Here is an 18,787-nt window from a genome sequence, read left to right on the forward strand (position 1 = left end):
AAGCCGGGGACGTGGACAGGCTGCTGAGGCTGCCGGGCCTCCAGAAGGATGGCCAGCTTGACCGGCAACTGCTGAGCTCCATTTCTTCCCTCTGTCACGGTAAAGGTTTGCCCAAAGTCAGGGACGTGGACAGGCTGCTGAAGCTGCCTTGTCTCCAAAAGGATGGCCAGCTTGACCGGCAACTGCTGAGTTCCATTTCTTCCCTCTGTCACGGTAAAGGTTTGCCCGAAGCCGGGGTCGTGGAGACGTTGCTGACGTTACCGTGCCTCCAGAAGGATGGCCAGCCTGACCGGCAATTGCTGAGTTCCATTTCTTCCATGATGAGTAGCCGGGGCTTTCCCAAAGCCGGGGACGTGGAGAAGCTACTGAAGCTGCCCTGCCTACAGAAAGACGGCCAGATTGACCGGCAACTGCTGCGCTCTATTTCTTCTATGATGTGTACTCGGGGTTTTCCCAAAGCTGGGGATGTGGAAACGCTCCTTGAGCTACCGGGCCTCCAGCAGGATGGCCAGCTTGACCGGCAACTGCTGAGATCCATTTCTTCCATCTGTAATGGTAAAGGCTTTCCCAAAGCCGGGGACGTGGAGAAGCTGCTGAAGCTACCGGGCCTCCAGAAAGATGGCCAGCTTGACCTGCAACTGCTAAGTTCCATTTCTTCCATCTGTCATGGTAAAGGCTTGCCAAAAGCCGGGGACGTGGACACGTTGCTGAAGCTACCGAGCCTCCAGAAGAATGGCCAGCTTGATCGGCAACTGCTGGCCTTCATTTCTACCATGATGAGTAGCCGGGGCTTTCCCAAAGCCGGGGACGTGGACACGCTGCTGAAGCTGCCGAGCCTCCAGAAGGATGGCCAGCTTGACCGGCAACTGCTGAGATCCATTTCCTCCATCTGTTATGGTAAAGGCTTACCGAACCAGAATTTAGTAAAACGAATTATAGGGTCTGCAGGTTTCAATAATCTCGAACTGACTGGGTATGTTGACGAACGCCTCTCATCAGAAAATTTTGATTTTGATGTCAATTTTTGGGAGTCACTTTTACCAGACGACATACCCTGATTCTTATCAAAAGTCATCTATCTCAAGGGTCCCTAATTTAAGCCCTCCTGTCCAATTAGTGCCTTGGTTCTGATTGAATGGCTGTTTTTACTCAAAGGCTTTAGAATTGCCCGCAAATAGAAAGAGTCTTAGAGACGGGAACAGGAATTTCAAATGAGGGCACAAGTTAAGTGGGTTGATAACCAGCGTTTTCTGGGACTGACCGACAGTGGCAATTCCATCGTAATGGATGCCGATAAAAACCAGAAGAGTGCGCCAAGCCCTATGGAGATGGTGCTAATGGGTTTAGGTGGATGCTCTTCGGTTGACGTGGTCAATATCCTGGAAAAAGCGCGTCAGAAAGTGACCAGCTGCCATGTGGATATTGAATCAGAGCGTGCAGATGCCATTCCCGCCGTTTTTACCAGAATACATCTGTCTTTTGTGGTGAAAGGCAGCAGGATCAAAACATCTCAGGTTGAACGTGCCGTAAACTTATCCGCCGAAAAATACTGCTCGGTTGCCCGTATGCTGGGTAAAGGTGGTGTTGAAATTACCCACAGTTACGAAATTATTGACAACGAATAGGTAATACCAATCGAACAGCGAAGAACTCAAAGAAAGTTTTTACATTCTTCCTTTGCGTTCTTCGTGAGCTCTGTGGCTAACAATCAGCCGGGAGGCCATTGCATTTGACGCCCCGCCAACAGGTGAAGGTGTATATGATAAACCGACTGCCCACCATGGCTGTTGGTATTAACGGCAAAGCGAAAACCATCCTCACTCACCCCTTCCCTGGCGGCAATGTCTTTTGCCACCAGCATCATCTTGCCAAGCAGTGACTGGTCTTCTGCTACTGCATCATTCATGGTCGCAATATGCTTTTTGGGAATGACCAGAATATGGGTTGGAGCCGCCGGGTTAATATCCCTGAATGCCACCACCTCATCATCTTCAAAGACTTTATCTGCGGGAATATCGCCCTCAGCAATTTTACAGAAAAGACAACTCATTGAACCCACCCCTTGCCTATATAAAAGATCCAATCACCCTGCGGTAACAGGCTGCTCTATTTCCCGTTCCCACAACAGAGAGGCACCAACGACTGCAGCAGGAATAATCAGTAAATTGATCAACGGTATCAACATGGCAAGGTTAACAACCGCACCAAAAGGCCACGACGTTGATAGCGTCGGTTTCAATCGTGATAACATCTCGGAAAACGATACACCCCGGTTATCCGCTGCATAGTCACAGTATTGGATAGCCATCATCCAGCCATTGAATAAAAACCACAACACAAAACCCAGCACCGGCACAAAGGACAGTATCAGCAGCACTATTGCCCGGGGCAGGTAATACAACAGTTTGCGCAACTCTCTGCCAATACTTCTCGGTACAATTGTCAGCCAGTCAGACAATTTAAGATCAGGCAGCTCAGCGCCCTCCATTCGCTGCACTTTTTCCGCCAACAGGGCATTAAACGGAGCTGCAATAAAATTCCCGATAATGGTAAACGTAAAAAACATCACAGCAGCCAGAGCCAGAAAAAACAGCGGCCATAGCAGATACTCCAGAAATACCAGCCAGTCAGGCATCCAGCCAGTGAGTTGCCCCATCCACAGAGAGAAATGTCCCGATGCCCAATAAATAATCCCGGCAAACACCAGAATATTAATGACCAGCGGAATCAAGACAAACCATCTCAACTGTGGCAGTAAAATCATTTTCAGCCCCTGGATAAAGTAACCAGGGCCTGATGCAGGGCTGTTATTTATCATCACTCTCTTGTTAATGTTTGCCAGAAACCGGAATATTACACCAGCAACAGCTATTTCTCTTGTTTTCTTTTCTTATGCAATAGCGACAGACAATAAAACCAATAATTTTTGCCAATTGCCATGGCTCAAAGGCTATAGCTATTATAAGGCCATTTAATCATTACCCCTACTTAATGGAGTACATAATGAGCATAATCAGACACTCCCGCCTGTTGATTCTTGGTTCCGGACCTGCGGGCTATACCGCCGCTGTCTATGCAGCAAGGGCCAATCTCAACCCGATCATGATTACGGGCATGCAACAGGGGGGTCAGCTGACCACCACGACGGATGTTGATAACTGGCCAGGCGGACAGGAAGGACTTCAGGGCCCCGCCCTGATGATGGAGATGGAAGCCCATGCCAAACGCTTTGGTACTGAAATTATTTTTGACCACATCGAAGAAGTGGATTTCAGTAACAAGCCATATACCCTGAAAGGCAGCCACACTTATACTTGCGACGCCCTGATTATCGCTACCGGAGCCAGCGCACGCTATCTGGGCCTGGACAGTGAAGAAGCCTTCAAGGGTAAAGGGGTGTCTGCCTGCGCAACCTGTGATGGATTCTTTTACAAAAATAAAGATGTCGTTGTAGTTGGTGGCGGTAACACCGCGGTTGAAGAAGCGCTCTATCTCTCTAACATTGCCAGGAGCGTTACTGTGATTCATCGTCGCCAGGAATTTCGCTCAGAAAAGATCCTTCAGGACAAATTGATGGATCGCGTGCACAACGGAAATATCAAACTGATTCTTGACTCTGTTCTGGATGAGGTTCTGGGCGACGATATGGGGGTCACCGGCGTCCGGGTTAAAAACGTACTCAACGGTGAATCTGAAGAAATATCCGCAATGGGCTGCTTTATCGCCATCGGCCATACGCCAAATACCGGTATTTTTGCCGGTCAGCTGGACATGAAAGATGGCTATATCCGGGTGAATAGCGGTCTGACAGGCAATGCCACACTGACTTCAAAAGAAGGGGTATTTGCCGCTGGGGATGTCATGGATCATATCTATCGTCAGGCGATTACCTCTGCCGGTACTGGCTGCATGGCAGCATTGGATGCCGAGAAGTACCTGGATGCCCTGGAAGCTTGAATAACTTGCATAAATAGCCTGGCTTACAGCCTTCTTTGCGAGGAAGGCTGTAAGTCACCGTTTACTTATCGGTTGTCATTCCTTCTTTCGCAGACTCACCGTAACCATACTCTTCAGCCAAAACTCCCTGTTCATCAGAGCTGGATTTAGGCGCGTAGTCCTTGGGCTGCTCCAGGGGTGGCGTACGCTCATTACGACGCTTATGAATCTTCCCTGACAGCAGCGCATTACTGCTTAACAGGGAGTCGCCAAGCCGGTTACGGACTTCTTCATCCTTACAGAGATTTTCCGCACCATTGGCCAGATGCTCATGGACATCCCGGTAAGTATCGGTGAGTTTATTGATCAGGTGAGCTGATGTGGTGAAGTGATCTCCCACACGCTCCTGGTATTCTTTGAATTCCTGCTGAAGTTCATCCAGCTGACTCTCCAGCCTGCCGCTACGGGATTTTGCACCTGACAATAAATGGTAAACGAGCGCACCACACAGAATCCCCGCCAGAAACGCCAGACTACCGATAAACCAAAGTACGTTCATGTTTTCCACAGTATCGCCTCACTCAGTGGGGCCCGCGCCCTTGTCATTAAATCACAACGCCATGTGCTTAAGCGCCTGCCTATTGTATAGATTGTATAGATTCCATTGAAGTTGGCCTAGTCCATAAAGGCACAAGTCAGATTCGAGCAGAATCTACAGACTCTGTCCACCACTCTGATTTACTTTGTATTAGCTGCTTTCTCAAAGAGTGATACCGAACATCAAATAGATAGCAGAAATATCCCTGGATAACATCAGGGCCATTGCCAGGTTCGCACTCACTATGTTGACTTGAAGCTATCCATCAAAGCCTATAATGACCGGACGCAGCATAATAAAGCTGGACTAAATCTGCTGATGTGCCTGAAAGGGTTCAGCAGGCCAGCCTTGTCACCCGCTTGAAGTCAAGTTACATTGACAGTCTTCTGGTGCAAATATGAAAACAATAAGCAGCGCCCTTTTATCCTCCAGTATATGATTATGACCCCGCAAGCTTGTTATCACAGGGATATCACCCAAAAAGGTTTTAGCAGGGATCCAGCCCAGGCTGAGGCGGTAAAACACTTGCAAAACCTCTATGAACAACTGATCCAGCCACCCGGAGGATCGCTCCTCAAGAAGATTAAAGATGCCCTGGGCAAGCCCCGGGAGCCCTTACGTGGCCTCTATTTCTGGGGAGGCGTTGGCCGGGGTAAAACCTGGCTGATGGACACTTTTTATCACTGCCTGCCCTTTCAGGATAAGCTGCGAATGCACTTCCACCACTTTATGCGCCGGGTACATGCAGAGCTTAAGACACTTGAGGGGCAGAAAAACCCGCTGTCAATCGTCGCTGAACGTCTTTCTAATGAAGCAAGAATCATCTGTTTTGATGAGTTCTTTGTTTCCGATATCACTGATGCCATGATCCTGGCCGGGTTGATGGATCAGCTATTTCAGCGGGGCGTCACCCTGGTCGCCACATCCAATGTGGATCCCGACCTTCTCTACAGGGATGGACTGCAAAGAGCCCGCTTCCTTCCGGCCATCGACCTGATTAAAAAGCACACCCTGGTGGTGAATGTTGATGGCAGTATTGATTATCGTCTGCGTCTTCTGGAGAAAGCTGAAACGTACTATTGGCCCCTCAATGATGCCAACCATGAAAAGCTGGAGCAGATATTTTCAGAGCTGGCGGCTGACCCGGAACATATTGCGTCGGGCCAGAGCATTGAAATATCAGGGCGCCCCATTAACACCGTAAAGTCAGGCAGAGATGTGGCCTGGTTTACCTTTAACGATTTGTGCGATGGCCCCCGCAGCCAGAATGACTACATTGAGCTCGCTTGTCTGTACCATTCAGTTATTCTTCAGGCTGTCCCTCAGTTTGATGCCAACCGGAATGATCAGGCCCGCCGCTTCATCAATCTGATTGACGAGTTCTATGACCGGGGCGTAAAACTTATTTTATCCTGTGAAGTTCATCTTGAAGCACTCTATGCCAGTGGTACGCTGTCGTTTGAGTTCAAGAGAACGCGCAGTCGCCTGCAGGAGATGCAGTCTACTGAGTACCTTGCCCGGCCTCACAAACCATAAGAGCGTCAAAAAAAGCGGTATTTCTTGAGAACTTACCGCCTGAATAGCCTGGAATTTTCATTGTGCAGAGTGACCAAAAATCAAGGTGGTAAATGACAGTGAAGGACGTGGTTAGCGTCAGTCAACCAGCCGGTTACGCAGCAGTTGGGCAGTCTAAAAGCGTTTTTTGTTTTTCCCCGGGAAATAGACGTTTGACCACTAACCAGGGATGCCGAGTTTAACCGATTGGGTACAATCTCACCTAACAGGGGGCTTTGCAAAGTTTGGGCAGGGTTGTCTGAAACAGCAGGAACTTCGCTTTTACAAGCTTCCAGGTAGATTGTTAACAGCTCTTCGACCTTTTCGTGAACTGCGTTTATGCTTTTCAGAAGTTCAGTACGGGAAACAGTTATATCAACAATTAATCTATTATCGTCTGATCCGTTCCAGAAACAGTGCTGAAAATCAGCAAATAAATCGTTAAAATCCTCAGTATTGACGGCCCTGTTAAAAAAATCATCCAGAAAAAAATGTTTGGAATAAACTTCTCTCAATTTAACCAGCTCTTGCTCAACAATATTGAGATCAGGCATACCATCAATCTCAGCCTTACGCTTAAGATATGCTGGGCAATTAATCATTGTTGAAACAAAGTTTGCCTTCTCATAATTAGTAATTGCACCAATAATTTCTTCCATTTCTTTTTTAATGCCATCCACTTTCAGCGCCTCAGCAATCTCATCTATTTTTTTCCTGATCTCGTCTTTGTCATCTTTATCTTCCACCTGCAATTGAAACTGGTTCATAAGCATGATCAATCGGTCTGTTGCCAGCTGAAGTTTCCCAAATAAGGGGGTGAAATGCTCAAGATATATCACCTGCTGAGCCTGTTGGGCGAAGTCCAAAATCCCAATATTACTTTCCTCAATCCTGTTTCTGATCTTTTTCTTTAGTGTGTCAATGATTACCAGCAACACTTCGTGCTGTGCGGTTTCGCCGTCCATTACAGGCAATTCATGATTTTTGTTAGTCACCAGCACTGCAGCGTTGCAACCGACTTGTGGATGCCCGCCAACACCACCAGGTATAAGCATTCGGTAAGTTGCCCCAGTGACATCTTCACCAGACTCAGTGGACAAAACCGGAAATTGGTATTTTTTAAGCTCTATACAAGGCGGGCTATTAAACAACTCTTGATGCCTGATCGTTGGTGTAGACTGACAGCCATGCCACTCTGAAGAAACTCTCATATAGTGTTTATGAGATCCAATGTAGCCATAGTAGCAACTTACGACCCCATTCCTGACGAATTTGATTCCCGCTTCAGCCATATTTGCCGGAGACAGATTATCTTTAAATGTACTGTCCCTTAACTCACCGTCATCGGTGTAATAGCTTTTTTCAATCATTGATTTTACCGGATTAAAATCATGGCGTTGAACTTCAGTCAGGGCGTAAATCCTTCTCTCTTGTAACCTTCTGATAATCCGATGAAAATCAGTGCCACGCCACTCATCGCCAACCACCATATAACGGCTGGATAAATCCATTTCTACAAGGCAACTGCTTACCTTACACGGATCAACCAGGATGGGATGATCACAGGATACCGCCCTTACAACCGGGACAGTATCGAAAAGACAGGCTTTCCTTTTTTCGTCATATATATTTAGCCTGGTTACATTACCAAACCCATCGTAAGAGTTGTCTTCACGATAAAAACCTCTTTGACCACAGTTATATTTGACGTTAAATGTGACATGCATCTACATTTCCCCAATCCGTGATTTCACCAATTTGAGATGAACCTGTTGACAGTGAAAGATCAGACCTTCATTAACCGATTTAGTTCTATTGAGTCATTGCAGGAATTACGATTATTATCGAAAAACTACAGGACATCCGAAAAATTACACTTCGAAAATAGATATTATGAACGCAGACCAATAAGTACAGAGGGGTTTCATCCTATGGATCTTAGTATTCAAAACAAAGTTTTCATATCGATGGACTGGTCATTAATGCCGGAGGCCCGGCACCTGGGTTCTTTGAGGAGTTTGATGATCAAGCCTGGCAGGCTGCTTTTGAATTGACGCTGATGAGCGCCATACGACTGATCAGGATACGTGTAAAAAACCGCAGCTATACAAGAATACATTGCTTCAGTTGTTGTAAGGTGGCCTGAGTATATGATGCACCAATCCCATACTCAGCCAGCTGCTCTGAAGTAAGCTCCCTTGCGTCCAACATATCATAAACTGGGTCGATGGCACCCAACAGGAATTTTAACATGTATTGTTTTTTGCTTAATTCGAAGTAATGCCTCTTCTGCACCTCTTCTACATGCCGTTTTTCGATCAAGTAATCACGGCTAAAATTCACAGCAGTGGAAGCTCTGTCCAGATAATTAAAATTGTGATTTTCTATTTGGGAATCCGTGCACACAATAATTGAAATTGGATACCGATGGGGGGCATTCCGGACCTGTAACCAACTATCAAAGCTGGTATGTGCCCATTGTGGGTCACTTTCGGTTGGCTCTGCATCTGTTGCGATAAAAATCAGAATCTTGCTATCCGGTTTAGTCATCTGGTTATCTCTCACTACTTGATCATAAACTGGTTTCAGGGAAGCATTCCCTGCAGGGGGAGCCTCGAAATACTTCCGTGCCTTATTCGGATCGGTAATATTGCGAAAGGTACCTCGGTTCAAAAAATAGATGTCGATGCCATCTTTGTCCAATGCTGTGGCAAAATCAATGATCACACCTACTCGTTGGCAAAGTTCTTCCCAACGTGAAGGTGCATGGCCGAAAGGATCTTCTTCAGAAACCCGACGGGCATTATGAGTCATTGAGCTACTGTCGTCAGCGATAACCACAATATGGTAATTTTCCAGTTGGCGAAGTTTGCATACTTCGATGTTTGAAAATTCATATTGGTCTGCGAGTTTTTGCAGCTTTAGCATCCTTTGCGTTTCGGGAACCACCGCAACACCTGACGCTGATGCAGTGGCAGAGCCTGTCGCCATCACTTCCTCGTAGCTCGGTGGGGGATTGCAGTAGTCAGGGGGCTGATGATTGTTAACAGGAAAACTCATAATTACAAACTCCATTTATGGCAAGCGAACCAGGCTTCAACACTATTAAGGCACTGTCCTGAAATAATGATGACGAAAATTGACGACTTTACTACCTTGGTAAATGACCCTCCCGGGCCAGGCCACAGCAGGAATATCGGTTACCCGACAGAACTACACAGAAGTGTGAACTGCCCTCTCAACGATTGACGTAGAGAACTCATTAATTTCTTTGAAAATGAGATACTTCTTTTTCCTTCTCAATGCTGACCTCACCTTTCGGGGCAACTCTGAAAAGCAATAAATCACAGATCGATTGGAATCAAGGTCAATTCTTGTAGTGGCTGGAATATGCCAGTACATAAATTGCTTGCGTTTTGAATAAATCACAGTCTCCGGCCTCCAGATAGTTAAGTGAAAGAATGAACCTGTTGAACATTTAGTCAACTAAACCCTGAAAAAGTTCCCCTGAAGGCTGTACGAAAGTAGCAACCATCCAAAATCATAATGAAAATAGCTGCTTATTCTTACTATCCAGCGGCCTTCCTGGCTGCCCGAACCTGATCATAAGCTCCCTGAATTTCCTGGGTTTTTTCCTTGGCAACCGCCATCATTTCTTCAGGCAACCCCTTTGCCACCAGTTTATCCGGATGGTGTTCGCTCATCAGCTTACGGTAAGCCTTCTTTACTTCAGCATCTGAAGCACTGTCTGACACGCCCAGAACATCATAGGCCCGTTTCAAATCCATTCCCGATGATGAGCGGTTACCACCGGTTCCGGAATCATATCCACCTTGCTGATAATACTCCCTCTGGGCAATGAACCGTTTGTGAATCTGATCAAAAGAAAAGCGCCCCACCCCCAGAATACTGCAAACCTGCTTGAATACCGCTTGTTCTGAAGGGCTCAGCCCACCATCGGCATAAGCTGCCGACAGCTGAATCTCCAGAAACATGGGAATCAGTGTGCTGGCACCGGCCACCTCACGAAATGCCCGAAGCGCACCTTCAATGTCGGAAGATGGCTTCTTTCCCTCATTAAACAGCTCTATTGCCATCCTGCGCTGCTCTTCAGAGAGGCGCATGTTATGCATAATGGCTCGTGCCGTCTCTATTTCGTACTCACTAACCCGGCCATCCGCTTTTGCTACCCGGCCCATCACCAGAAACGTTGCCCTGAAAAAGGCGGTCTGGGCTTTTTGACGATAAGCGGCAGAAGCCCCGAAGCCAACGGCTCCCTGCCCGCCTAAATAGGTCCGGTTGATCCAGGAACCAACAAATGCACCCAAAATAGCGCCAAAAGGTCCACCGGCCATGAACCCAACTAAGGCACCAACTACTATTGCGGTCATGAAGTCCTGCTCTGATCTTGAAGATTGTTTTGACTTTGAGGCCGGTCCTGATCTTGAAGATGGTCTTTAAGATGATCTTTAAGATAGCCTTCCAGTGCCTGTAGCCGTTCAACAGAACCCACATCCGTCCAGATACCATTGTGGTACTGGCCACTGACCCTGCCCTGTTGCATGGCCTCAATCAATAACGGAGCCAGGGCAAAGGCTGTTCCACGCTGGCACCCATCAAACAGCCGCGGGGATAGTATGCTAACGCCACTGAATGTCAGTCCGGCTTTTTCCGGCATTGCCGCTTTCTCAAACAGAATCCCCTCATCGAGACAAAAATCCCCTGCCGGATGAAAGTCCGGATTATCGACCATAACCAGATGCGCCAGCATACCTTCAGGAAGCTGCAGATTTTTCAGACAGATATCCGTATAAATATCCCCATTCACCACCAAAAACGGAGCTTCACTGTCACCCGTCTGCCCCTGGGCCAGCAGAGGTAAAGCTCGACAAATCCCACCGCCGGTTTCCAGAGGCACACCTTCCGGGGAATACTGAATAGTTACCCCCCAGCCGGAACCTGAGCCAAGCGCCTCCTCAATCTTTTCACCCAGCCAGCCATGATTAATGACCAGCTCCCTGAAACCAGCCTGCGCCAGCCGCTCGATATGATAGGTAATCAGGGGTTTTCCTGCCACTGGCACCAGGGGTTTGGGCATTGACAGGGTAATTGGCCTGAGTCTTTTGCCATAACCTGCAGCAAGTATCATGGCCTTCATACACCGGCTTCCTCCATTACCTGTTTGAGCCGCCCTTTGACCAACGGTTCAACGCCCTTGTGCAACCACTCGGCATGGGCTTTGAACTGAGGGTATCGCTGGCAGATGGACATCACATACCCCAGCGTTCTTGGAATATCGTTAAGGTAACCGGGTTTGCCATCACGCAGCCATAACCTGGAAAAGATCCCCAGACATTTCAAATGACGCTGTAAACCAGTGAGATCAAACCAGACTTTCAGCTGTTCCTGATCATAATCAGCCAATACCGGATGACGGGAAATGAATGAGGAAAACCAGAGGTCTATCTTTTCTTCAGGCCAGGCTATGTAGCAGTCCCTCAGTAAAGACACGACGTCATAAAGCAATGGCCCATGCAGCGCTCCCTGAAAATCAATAACCCCAATACTGCCATCCGGTGCCAGCATCAGGTTCCGGGAATGGTAATCACGATGAACTGTCCCCTTTGGCTGCTCAAGAATCGTCGATACCAGCGAAGAAAACAGCACCGTCAGCTGTTTCATAATTTGCGGTTCTTCGGCATCAAATCCCAAAAGCGCCCCAAGAAACCACTGGGGATAAAGAGACAGCTCAAAGCGTATCAGCTTTTCATCATAGGGAGGCAGGTTATCAGGCAACTGTTGCTGCACGATCAGTAAGGTGTCAAGAAGCTCCGGATAGTGCTGGTCGGCGACAGAACCTTGCAGTAAAACCTGCATTGGCGTATCACCCAGATCCTCCTGAAGCATAAAGCCATGCTCATAATCAACAGCAAACACCTCAGGAACGTGAACCCCACCTTTCCGCCAGTGAGTGGCTATCTCAACAAAAGCGCGTGTATCTTCTGTTGCCGGAGGAGCGTCTACGGCAACCAGCGTATGCTGAGCGGTCTCAACCCGGTAATATTTTCGAAAACCTGCATCACTGCCAATGGCTTGTAAACGCATTGAAGCACCTGCACCAAGGTCTCCATGATCAAATGCAGGGCTATGTTCGCCGGATAACACTGAGGCAACCCATTGTGCCAGTTGTTCCCTGCGGCAAGACGCTTCAGACCGGGCTTCAGGAAAGTTCTGAAGCTCTGAAATTGTTGTGGCCAACACTTTTGCTTCCCATTAGCAATGTCAAATCAATACTCAAGACTATCACAGAGAGCTATTCTGGCCTATTGGCGCTTAGGCTCTATTGACATAAGGTTCCCTGCCCGGGAGAAAATGTAAAGCCTAATGACATTTGACATTTCAGGCTGTCGTGTTCAAAGTTCCCAATGGATTTAACACTGCATTTCCTGTGCAAATGTATTTAGAATATTGCGACCCTGATGCAGTATGCATATTATGAGGATTTAACCTTCCTTCTGCATTAATCCTACTGCGCGTCCCGCTGAGCACGCAACGAAACGTCCACAGGCCCTGGAACGAGCAAGTTTATTTTCATGAAAAGCCACCTCATTCGTTATGCCGAGAACATCAAAGGTTTCAAATCCGATCAGAGACTACCGTTTTTTTTCTCGGCACCACCATTCATGAGGCCAGCATCTGAGAAGAAAGTTGAATATGACGCTTTCACAGCAGCAAATAAACAACACCAGACCATTACTTTAACGCAGCCTTTTCTTGCCCCGATTCGCCAAATAAGAATGTTGGCCCAGGATTGCTGAGCTTATGGATATGCACCAATTACCCTTTACCCCAAAAGCACTGACACTGGTCATTGCAACCAGTATTATTGCCAGCCAGCCGGTTTCCAGAGTCATTGCCGCTGAGCCCTCGGGTGGTCAACAGAGCAAATGGCACTGCCAGACACTGGCTAATGGCCATTGGAGTTGTCATCCTGCAACCGCCCAATCCATACCGACTCAGCCGCTGCCCAAGGCTAAACCGCCGGTCAGAAACCTGAAAAAACCGGCGACGCCGATAAAGCCTGCGACCACCGGTCAAAACGCCTCCCTTAAACAACGACTGGACTGGCAACCTATCCAGAACCTCTCGGCGCAGAGAAGATCAACTGAGCCTTTCTATAGCTGCGGCGCTTATATTGAGCCAACCAGACCTGGCAAAGACTATACCGGGGACAGCAATAAGGCACCCATTGTCGCCGAGTCCAATGAATCCAGTTATGACAAGGATTCTGTTGCCATCTTCAAGGGTGATGTTACGATCCGTCAGGGCAGCCGGCAGTTTGAAAGTGACAACGCCACCCTGGACAAAAGTCGGAACCATGGCCAGTTCGAAGGTAACGTTCGCTTTCGGGAAAGCGGCGTCCTGCTGGTCGGTGACAAAGGTGATATACAGCTCGACAGTGGCCGTGCAACCCTTGAGAACACCGCTTATGTGATGCATGAGCAGAAAGCCCGGGGCAGTGCCAGCCGCATCGTCCGCAATCAAGACGCTACCCTTGAGTTGTCTGACGCCACCTACACCAGCTGTCCTCCGGGTGACAAAGGCTGGCAGCTGTCCGGGCAACACGTGACCCTTGATATGGACAGTGGTCAGGGTCTGGCCAAACATGCGGTAGTTCGTGTACAAGGGCTGCCAATCCTCTACACGCCGTATCTGTCTTTCCCTATTGATGACCGCAGAAAATCCGGTTTCCTTTACCCTACGTTATCTCAAAGCAGTGATAACGGTTTGGACTTTGCCATTCCTTATTACCTGAATATTGCATCAAACTATGATGCAACCCTTACGCCCAGATATATGAGCAAACGGGGATTGATGCTGGAGAACGAATTCCGCTATCTGGTGGGTAACACTCAGGGTGAACTGGGACTTTCAGGTTTGCTGGACAAAGATCAGCTGAAAAAAGAGAACCCTTCTTACAACGATCAGCGCTGGTTGCTCAACTATCGTCAGCAAACCAACCTGACCAGTCGCTGGACAGCGGTCGTGGATTACGCCAAAGCCAGTGATAAAAACTATCTGGATGATTTCAGCACCAGTCTTAACCTGTCCGCCAATGCACCGCTGAACCAACGGATAGGTACCCGCTACCTGGGAGGGGATAACAACCACAGCTGGCAGCTTAGTGTGGATGCTCACCAATACCAGAATATGAACCAGACGGCAGATGATCCCTATAACAAACTGCCACAAATCAAACTGTCTGGTAACTGGCTGACCAGTGGCCGCCTGAACCTGAATTATATGGCCGACTACACCAGGTTCTCCCGTGATGATAATTGGCATTACGTAAATGAAACGCTGGCAAACCCATCAGATAATGTTTACCAGAGTAACTACGACTCAGGCTATGGCATCAAGAGAGCCAATGGCGAACGGCTCTACCTGGAAACCGGGGCAGGCTACTCTTTCGACCGGAGCTATGCATTTATCCGTCCGGCGGTAAAGGTGCAACATGTTGAATACCGGCTGACTGACCTGAGTGAATCCGAGACCATCCGAGACCTGGACGATGCCTATGGGAATTTCACAACGGCAGATTACACCGAGTCACCCAAAACAACAGTGCCCACATTCAGCATTGACAGCGGACTTTACTTTGACCGCTTCACCAATATCAGTGGCACCGAATTCACCCACACTCTTGAGCCCAGGATAAAGTATCTCTACTCCCCCTATAAAGAAGGGCAGGAGATGAACCCGGTGTTTGATACCGCACTGATGAACTTCAACTACAACTCACTCTGGCGCGACAGCCGCTTCTCCGGCCATGACCGGTCAGGTGATGCCAACCAGCTATCCCTTGGGTTGAGTACCCGCCTGATAGAAGAAGATGGGTTTGAACGTGTGCGTTTTGGCATTGGCCAGATCATCTATTTCGAAGACCGCCAGCTGTGGATCAGTCCTAATGCCGGTATTGACCAGGTTGTTGTTGACCAGGATCTGGATACCGACCCGGGTGATGAGACAAGGCAACTGCTGGAAGATATGCAGGATTCTGTGTCCCCACTGGCATCCGAACTGGTCTATAACATAAACCGCAGTATGAACATCCGTCAGGATCTGATGTGGGATACCAGTAACAACAAACTGGACAGTTATGGTCTTAACTACCAGTACAAGCCGGGTGATCGCCGTGTACTGAATGCTGGCTATCGTTTCCTGCGTCAGGCTGATCGTTTTATTAAAAACGAACTGAATCAAAATACCGGTCTGACCACTGACAACAACCTGAGCCAGACAGACCTCTCTGTTGCATGGCCTGTTGCCAATCACTGGTCAGCCATGGGACGCTGGCAGTACGATTTAACCAACAAGCGGAACCTTGAGATATTATCCGGAGTCGAATATAACAGCTGCTGTTATCAGGTTCGTGTTCTGTGGCGCAAGTGGGTCGAGAATGATGACAACATTGATCACCCCAACAGCAAAAGCGGTGTATTTCTCCAGTTTGTCCTGAGAGGACTTGGGGATCTGACCAGCGGCACCACGAAACAGTATCTCAAAGGTATTAAAGGTTACGCAGGGGATGAGAAGTAAATGATGAAGGGATTAAAAGGCCTGGCACTGGCTTCCCTGTGCCTGCTGTCTTTCAGCAGTGGTGGCGTTTACGCACAGTCAAATGACGCGGCGCAAACCGCACAGAAAGGCATCGCCCGAAGCCAGCTTGAACTGGATCGAATCGTTGCCAAAATTGATCAGGACGTGATCATGCAGAGTGAGCTGGATGCACGTGTTGACGCTGTGCATCGCCAGCTGGCATCCAGAAATATCAACCTGCCGCCGGAAGATGTGCTGAAAAACCAGGTACTGGAACAGCTGATACTGGAAAACATTCAGATCCAGATGGGCAAGCGCGGAGGCATCCGCATTGATGACTGGGCTCTCAATGATGCCATTACCCGAATCGCCCAGCGCAACCAGATGACCCTGGAAGAATTCAGGCAAAACCTGCAAGCGGATGGCCTGTCGTTCAGCCAGGCCCGTGAAGAAATTCGCCGGGAAATGATTCTTAACCGTGTTCGCCAGCGCCAGGTTGCCCAGCGGGTACAGGTCAGCGAACAGGAAATTGATAACTTCCTGAGCTCTCCTGAAGGGCTGGCTCAAGTGCAGACAGAATATCGTCTGGGTCACATTCTGATTGCCACACCCGACAATGCCACACCAGACCAGGTCCAGAGTGCGGAGCGCCGTGCTGAGGATCTGTCCGGACAACTGCGCCAGGGGGCAGACTTTCAGGCCCTGGCCATTGCCAACTCCAAGGGGCAGAATGCGCTGGAAGGTGGCGACCTCGGCTGGCGAAAAGCCGACCAGCTCCCCTCCCTGTTTGCTGAACAGGCAATTAACATGACCCTGGGGCAGACATCCGAACCTATTCGTAGCCCTGCCGGTTTCCATATCATCAAACTTATGGATACCAGGGGTAATGAAAAAGTGGTTCAGAGCCAGGTTCATGTTCGGCATATCCTGATCAAGCCCAATGAAATTCGCAGTAACCTTGAGTCCCAGATGCAGGCGAAGAAACTGTATCAGCGGGTTCAGGCGGGTGAAGCGTTCAGTGAGCTTGCCAAAGCGTATTCTGACGATACCGCTTCCGCGCTCAATGGCGGTGATATGGGATGGATTTCTCCGGATACACTGGTTCATGAATTCCAGACCGTGATGAATATCATTCCGGAAAAAGTAGTGAGTGAGCCATTTCGCACCACCTACGGCTGGCATATTCTTGAAGTGCTGGGCAAACGACAGTCTGACATCAGCACCCGGGTTCGTCGCAACCAGGTAAGAGAACTGCTCAGTAATCGCAAGTTTGAAGAAGAACTGCAAGTCTGGCTGCGGGAAATCCGCGATCAGGCCTACGTTGAGATTCAGCTCTGACATGACCGGTTTCACTGCGTTAACCCAACCCATCCCCCGGCTGGTGGTCACCGCCGGGGAGCCTGCAGGCATCGGCCCCGACCTGTGCCTGATGCTGGCAACTCAAGGCCATGAGTTCTCAAAACCGCTTCAACTGGTGATCGCAGCCGATCCGGAACTACTGGCACAACGGGCAATACAGCTGGGCCTTTCCGTTGACCTGCAACTCGTTAACCCGGACATCAGAGAACCTGCCAGAGCAAACACCCTGGTGGTTGCCCCGGTCTCCATGGCTACCCCTGCAACAGCAGGATCCGTTAATCCCGCCAACGGTCAATATGTCCTAGATACCCTGAAGTTAGCCCTGCATGGATGCATGAACGGCTTCTTTGATGGAATGGTGACCGGCCCTGTTCATAAAGAAGTGATCAATAACGCTGGTATTCCCTTCAGTGGCCACACTGAGTTTCTTGCAGAACAGACCCACACCGAAAAAGTTGTGATGATGCTGGCGACAGAGGGCTTAAGAGTTGCCCTGGCCACCACTCATCTCCCCCTTTCAGAGGTTTCTTCAGCGATTACCCATGACTCCCTGACTCAGGTTATTCACATTCTTCATCGGGAGTTACAGGATAAGTTTGCGATCCGCACACCTCATATTCTTATCTGTGGACTGAACCCCCACGCCGGTGAGGGTGGCCACCTGGGAATGGAAGAGATTGAAACCATTATTCCCGTTCTGCACAATTGCAGGGCACAGGGAATGAACCTGACCGGCCCCTTACCCGCTGACACCCTGTTCAACCCAAGACTGCTGCAACAGGCTGATGCAGTACTGGCCATGTACCATGACCAGGGATTACCGGTACTCAAATACAAGGGCTTTGGCCAGGCCGTCAATATCACCCTGGGGCTGCCTATTGTTCGCACCTCGGTGGATCATGGCACCGCCCTTGATCTTGCGGCCACTGGGAACATTGACCCTGGCAGTTTATACACAGCCATCGAAACGGCACTGGAGATGCTTTCCTTCCCTGATTGACATCCTCCCCATTGATTCTGAGAAATCAGAGTGGGATCTATACGCCGAAGGATTAGTTCCCCTGTCAAAATATTTTGATGGCAGATTTTCTAATGGTTATGTTTGGCCTGAACTATTATCTGCTCCTGCTTTTTTAAATAATCCAAAATTACGATCAGGCGAGAAAAACACTCTACAGTTATTGAACTTATCTGAAGGTGGGTCAACGATCAGAAGCTTTAGCAAACGATTGAATCCTATCCTCCACATTTTAACAAATCTTGATAAGCAGATTAAAAGGATTTCCAAGAAGGATGATGATGCTAACCATTCTGATCTTTTTATTCTAGAGCTTGGTGCTAATGATTATATGATTGACAACAATAATCCTGAGAAAAAAATGGTAAATTACGCATTGTCATTGAGTCGCTCATCAAAGAAAAAGAAGTCAAGCTTTTCATATGTTTTAATTCACCAAGCATCTATGATATTCCTTTTTCACAAAAAACAAATAAAAGCTGGATAGAAAGAGTGAATATATCATTTAATAGGCATAACCATTTATTAGAAAATATGGTACAGAAAATTAATAATGCTTATGAGAAACAAGGTGTAAAAGTTCACATTTTTGATGTTCAAAAACTAGTATCATCTGTATTGGTGGAGTCAAAAAGATTACAATACTCCACAGGCTCTTTTCATAAAGACCGCTGGGGTTATAAGTAGTTGGCCAAATGGAATCGTATATTTCTGGCTAAGTG

17 protein-coding genes are annotated in these 18,787 nt (G+C 48.3%); 9 read left to right on the forward strand and 8 right to left on the reverse strand.

What is annotated here, in order from left to right; all coding sequences use genetic code 11:
• On the forward strand, positions 1-1,058 hold a 1,058-nt coding region (locus KDK15_RS17240; protein ID WP_257296628.1), incomplete at its 5' end, for a hypothetical protein.
• A 153-nt stretch (positions 1,059-1,211) separates the two neighbouring features.
• A complete protein-coding gene (locus KDK15_RS17245; protein ID WP_257296629.1) occupies positions 1,212-1,625 on the forward strand; it encodes an OsmC family protein in 414 nt (137 codons plus the stop codon).
• 83 nt (positions 1,626-1,708) lie between these two features.
• Here the strand turns inward: KDK15_RS17245 and KDK15_RS17250 are convergent, their stop codons facing one another.
• Together KDK15_RS17250 and cysZ are read right to left on the reverse strand one after the other, a co-directional pair.
• Positions 1,709-2,050: a histidine triad nucleotide-binding protein gene (locus tag KDK15_RS17250; protein ID WP_257296630.1), complete on the reverse strand. Its 342-nt coding sequence runs from the start codon at positions 2,048-2,050 to the stop codon at positions 1,709-1,711.
• A 33-nt stretch (positions 2,051-2,083) separates the two neighbouring features.
• A complete protein-coding gene (gene cysZ / locus KDK15_RS17255) occupies positions 2,084-2,818 on the reverse strand; it encodes a sulfate transporter CysZ (protein ID WP_257296631.1) in 735 nt (244 codons plus the stop codon).
• Between the two features lie 185 nt (positions 2,819-3,003).
• Here cysZ and trxB point away from each other — a divergent pair, with 185 nt between their 5' ends.
• Positions 3,004-3,957 (forward strand): thioredoxin-disulfide reductase, encoded by a 954-nt coding sequence (gene trxB / locus KDK15_RS17260; protein ID WP_257296632.1) that lies wholly within the window; start codon positions 3,004-3,006, stop codon positions 3,955-3,957.
• A gap of 61 nt (positions 3,958-4,018) precedes the next feature.
• Here the strand turns inward: trxB and KDK15_RS17265 are convergent, their stop codons facing one another.
• Entirely contained in the window at positions 4,019-4,495 is a 477-nt protein-coding gene (locus KDK15_RS17265) for a YhcB family protein (protein WP_257296633.1), read from the reverse strand.
• A 480-nt stretch (positions 4,496-4,975) separates the two neighbouring features.
• Here KDK15_RS17265 and zapE point away from each other — a divergent pair, with 480 nt between their 5' ends.
• Positions 4,976-6,070 (forward strand): cell division protein ZapE, encoded by a 1,095-nt coding sequence (gene zapE / locus KDK15_RS17270; RefSeq protein WP_257296634.1) that lies wholly within the window; start codon positions 4,976-4,978, stop codon positions 6,068-6,070.
• Between the two features lie 80 nt (positions 6,071-6,150).
• Here zapE and KDK15_RS17275 read toward each other — a convergent pair whose 3' ends face one another.
• The 5 genes from KDK15_RS17275 to KDK15_RS17295 form a co-directional block, all read right to left on the reverse strand.
• Positions 6,151-7,815 carry a hypothetical protein gene (locus tag KDK15_RS17275; protein WP_257296635.1) on the reverse strand — a complete coding sequence of 555 codons (1,665 nt, stop codon included), beginning with the start codon at positions 7,813-7,815 and terminating at the stop codon, positions 6,151-6,153.
• A gap of 376 nt (positions 7,816-8,191) precedes the next feature.
• Entirely contained in the window at positions 8,192-9,037 is an 846-nt protein-coding gene (locus KDK15_RS17280) for a hypothetical protein (RefSeq protein ID WP_257296636.1), read from the reverse strand.
• 620 nt (positions 9,038-9,657) lie between these two features.
• A complete protein-coding gene (gene djlA / locus KDK15_RS17285) occupies positions 9,658-10,479 on the reverse strand; it encodes a co-chaperone DjlA (RefSeq protein ID WP_257296637.1) in 822 nt (273 codons plus the stop codon).
• Positions 10,476-11,246, reverse strand: a complete 771-nt coding sequence (gene murU / locus KDK15_RS17290) for an N-acetylmuramate alpha-1-phosphate uridylyltransferase MurU (protein ID WP_257296638.1) — start codon at positions 11,244-11,246, stop codon at positions 10,476-10,478. The genes djlA and murU overlap by 4 nt, the downstream gene beginning before the upstream one ends.
• The gene (locus tag KDK15_RS17295; protein WP_257296639.1) at positions 11,243-12,346 is read right to left on the reverse strand and encodes an aminoglycoside phosphotransferase family protein; all 1,104 of its coding nucleotides are present in this window, start codon (positions 12,344-12,346) and stop codon (positions 11,243-11,245) included. Before KDK15_RS17295 ends, murU begins: the two co-directional genes overlap by 4 nt.
• Before the next feature lie 564 nt (positions 12,347-12,910).
• On the opposite strand from KDK15_RS17295, the gene KDK15_RS17300 reads away from it, so the two are divergent.
• Genes KDK15_RS17300 through KDK15_RS17320 form a run of 5 tightly spaced genes read left to right on the forward strand, consistent with a single transcriptional unit; the run spans position 12,911 to position 18,752 of the window.
• On the forward strand, positions 12,911-15,688 hold the full coding sequence (locus tag KDK15_RS17300) for an LPS-assembly protein LptD (RefSeq protein WP_257296640.1): 2,778 nt from the start codon (positions 12,911-12,913) through the stop codon (positions 15,686-15,688).
• Entirely contained in the window at positions 15,689-17,026 is a 1,338-nt protein-coding gene (locus tag KDK15_RS17305) for a peptidylprolyl isomerase (protein WP_257296641.1), read from the forward strand.
• 1 nt (position 17,027) lies between these two features.
• A complete protein-coding gene (gene pdxA, locus KDK15_RS17310) occupies positions 17,028-18,047 on the forward strand; it encodes a 4-hydroxythreonine-4-phosphate dehydrogenase PdxA (RefSeq protein WP_257296642.1) in 1,020 nt (339 codons plus the stop codon).
• On the forward strand, positions 17,983-18,552 hold the full coding sequence (locus KDK15_RS17315) for an SGNH/GDSL hydrolase family protein (protein ID WP_257296643.1): 570 nt from the start codon (positions 17,983-17,985) through the stop codon (positions 18,550-18,552). Before pdxA ends, KDK15_RS17315 begins: the two co-directional genes overlap by 65 nt.
• A gap of 5 nt (positions 18,553-18,557) precedes the next feature.
• Positions 18,558-18,752 (forward strand): hypothetical protein, encoded by a 195-nt coding sequence (locus tag KDK15_RS17320; RefSeq protein WP_257296644.1) that lies wholly within the window; start codon positions 18,558-18,560, stop codon positions 18,750-18,752.
• Positions 18,753-18,787: the final 35 nt, after the last annotated feature.

It is taken from the genome of Endozoicomonas sp. YOMI1 (assembly GCF_024606345.1).
In the GTDB taxonomy this organism is placed as follows: Bacteria; Pseudomonadota; Gammaproteobacteria; order Pseudomonadales; family Endozoicomonadaceae; genus Endozoicomonas.

Coding starts and splice junctions, on each gene's coding strand:
- KDK15_RS17245 (WP_257296629.1), top strand. CDS start 1,212: ATGAGGGCACAAGTTAAGTGGGTTGATAACCAGCGTTTTCTGGGACTG.
- KDK15_RS17250 (WP_257296630.1), bottom strand. CDS start 2,050: ATGAGTTGTCTTTTCTGTAAAATTGCTGAGGGCGATATTCCCGCAGAT.
- cysZ (WP_257296631.1), bottom strand. CDS start 2,818: ATGATAAATAACAGCCCTGCATCAGGCCCTGGTTACTTTATCCAGGGG.
- trxB (WP_257296632.1), top strand. CDS start 3,004: ATGAGCATAATCAGACACTCCCGCCTGTTGATTCTTGGTTCCGGACCT.
- KDK15_RS17265 (WP_257296633.1), bottom strand. CDS start 4,495: ATGAACGTACTTTGGTTTATCGGTAGTCTGGCGTTTCTGGCGGGGATT.
- zapE (WP_257296634.1), top strand. CDS start 4,976: ATGACCCCGCAAGCTTGTTATCACAGGGATATCACCCAAAAAGGTTTT.
- KDK15_RS17275 (WP_257296635.1), bottom strand. CDS start 7,815: ATGCATGTCACATTTAACGTCAAATATAACTGTGGTCAAAGAGGTTTT.
- djlA (WP_257296637.1), bottom strand. CDS start 10,479: ATGACCGCAATAGTAGTTGGTGCCTTAGTTGGGTTCATGGCCGGTGGA.
- murU (WP_257296638.1), bottom strand. CDS start 11,246: ATGAAGGCCATGATACTTGCTGCAGGTTATGGCAAAAGACTCAGGCCA.
- KDK15_RS17300 (WP_257296640.1), top strand. CDS start 12,911: ATGGATATGCACCAATTACCCTTTACCCCAAAAGCACTGACACTGGTC.
- KDK15_RS17305 (WP_257296641.1), top strand. CDS start 15,689: ATGATGAAGGGATTAAAAGGCCTGGCACTGGCTTCCCTGTGCCTGCTG.
- pdxA (WP_257296642.1), top strand. CDS start 17,028: ATGACCGGTTTCACTGCGTTAACCCAACCCATCCCCCGGCTGGTGGTC.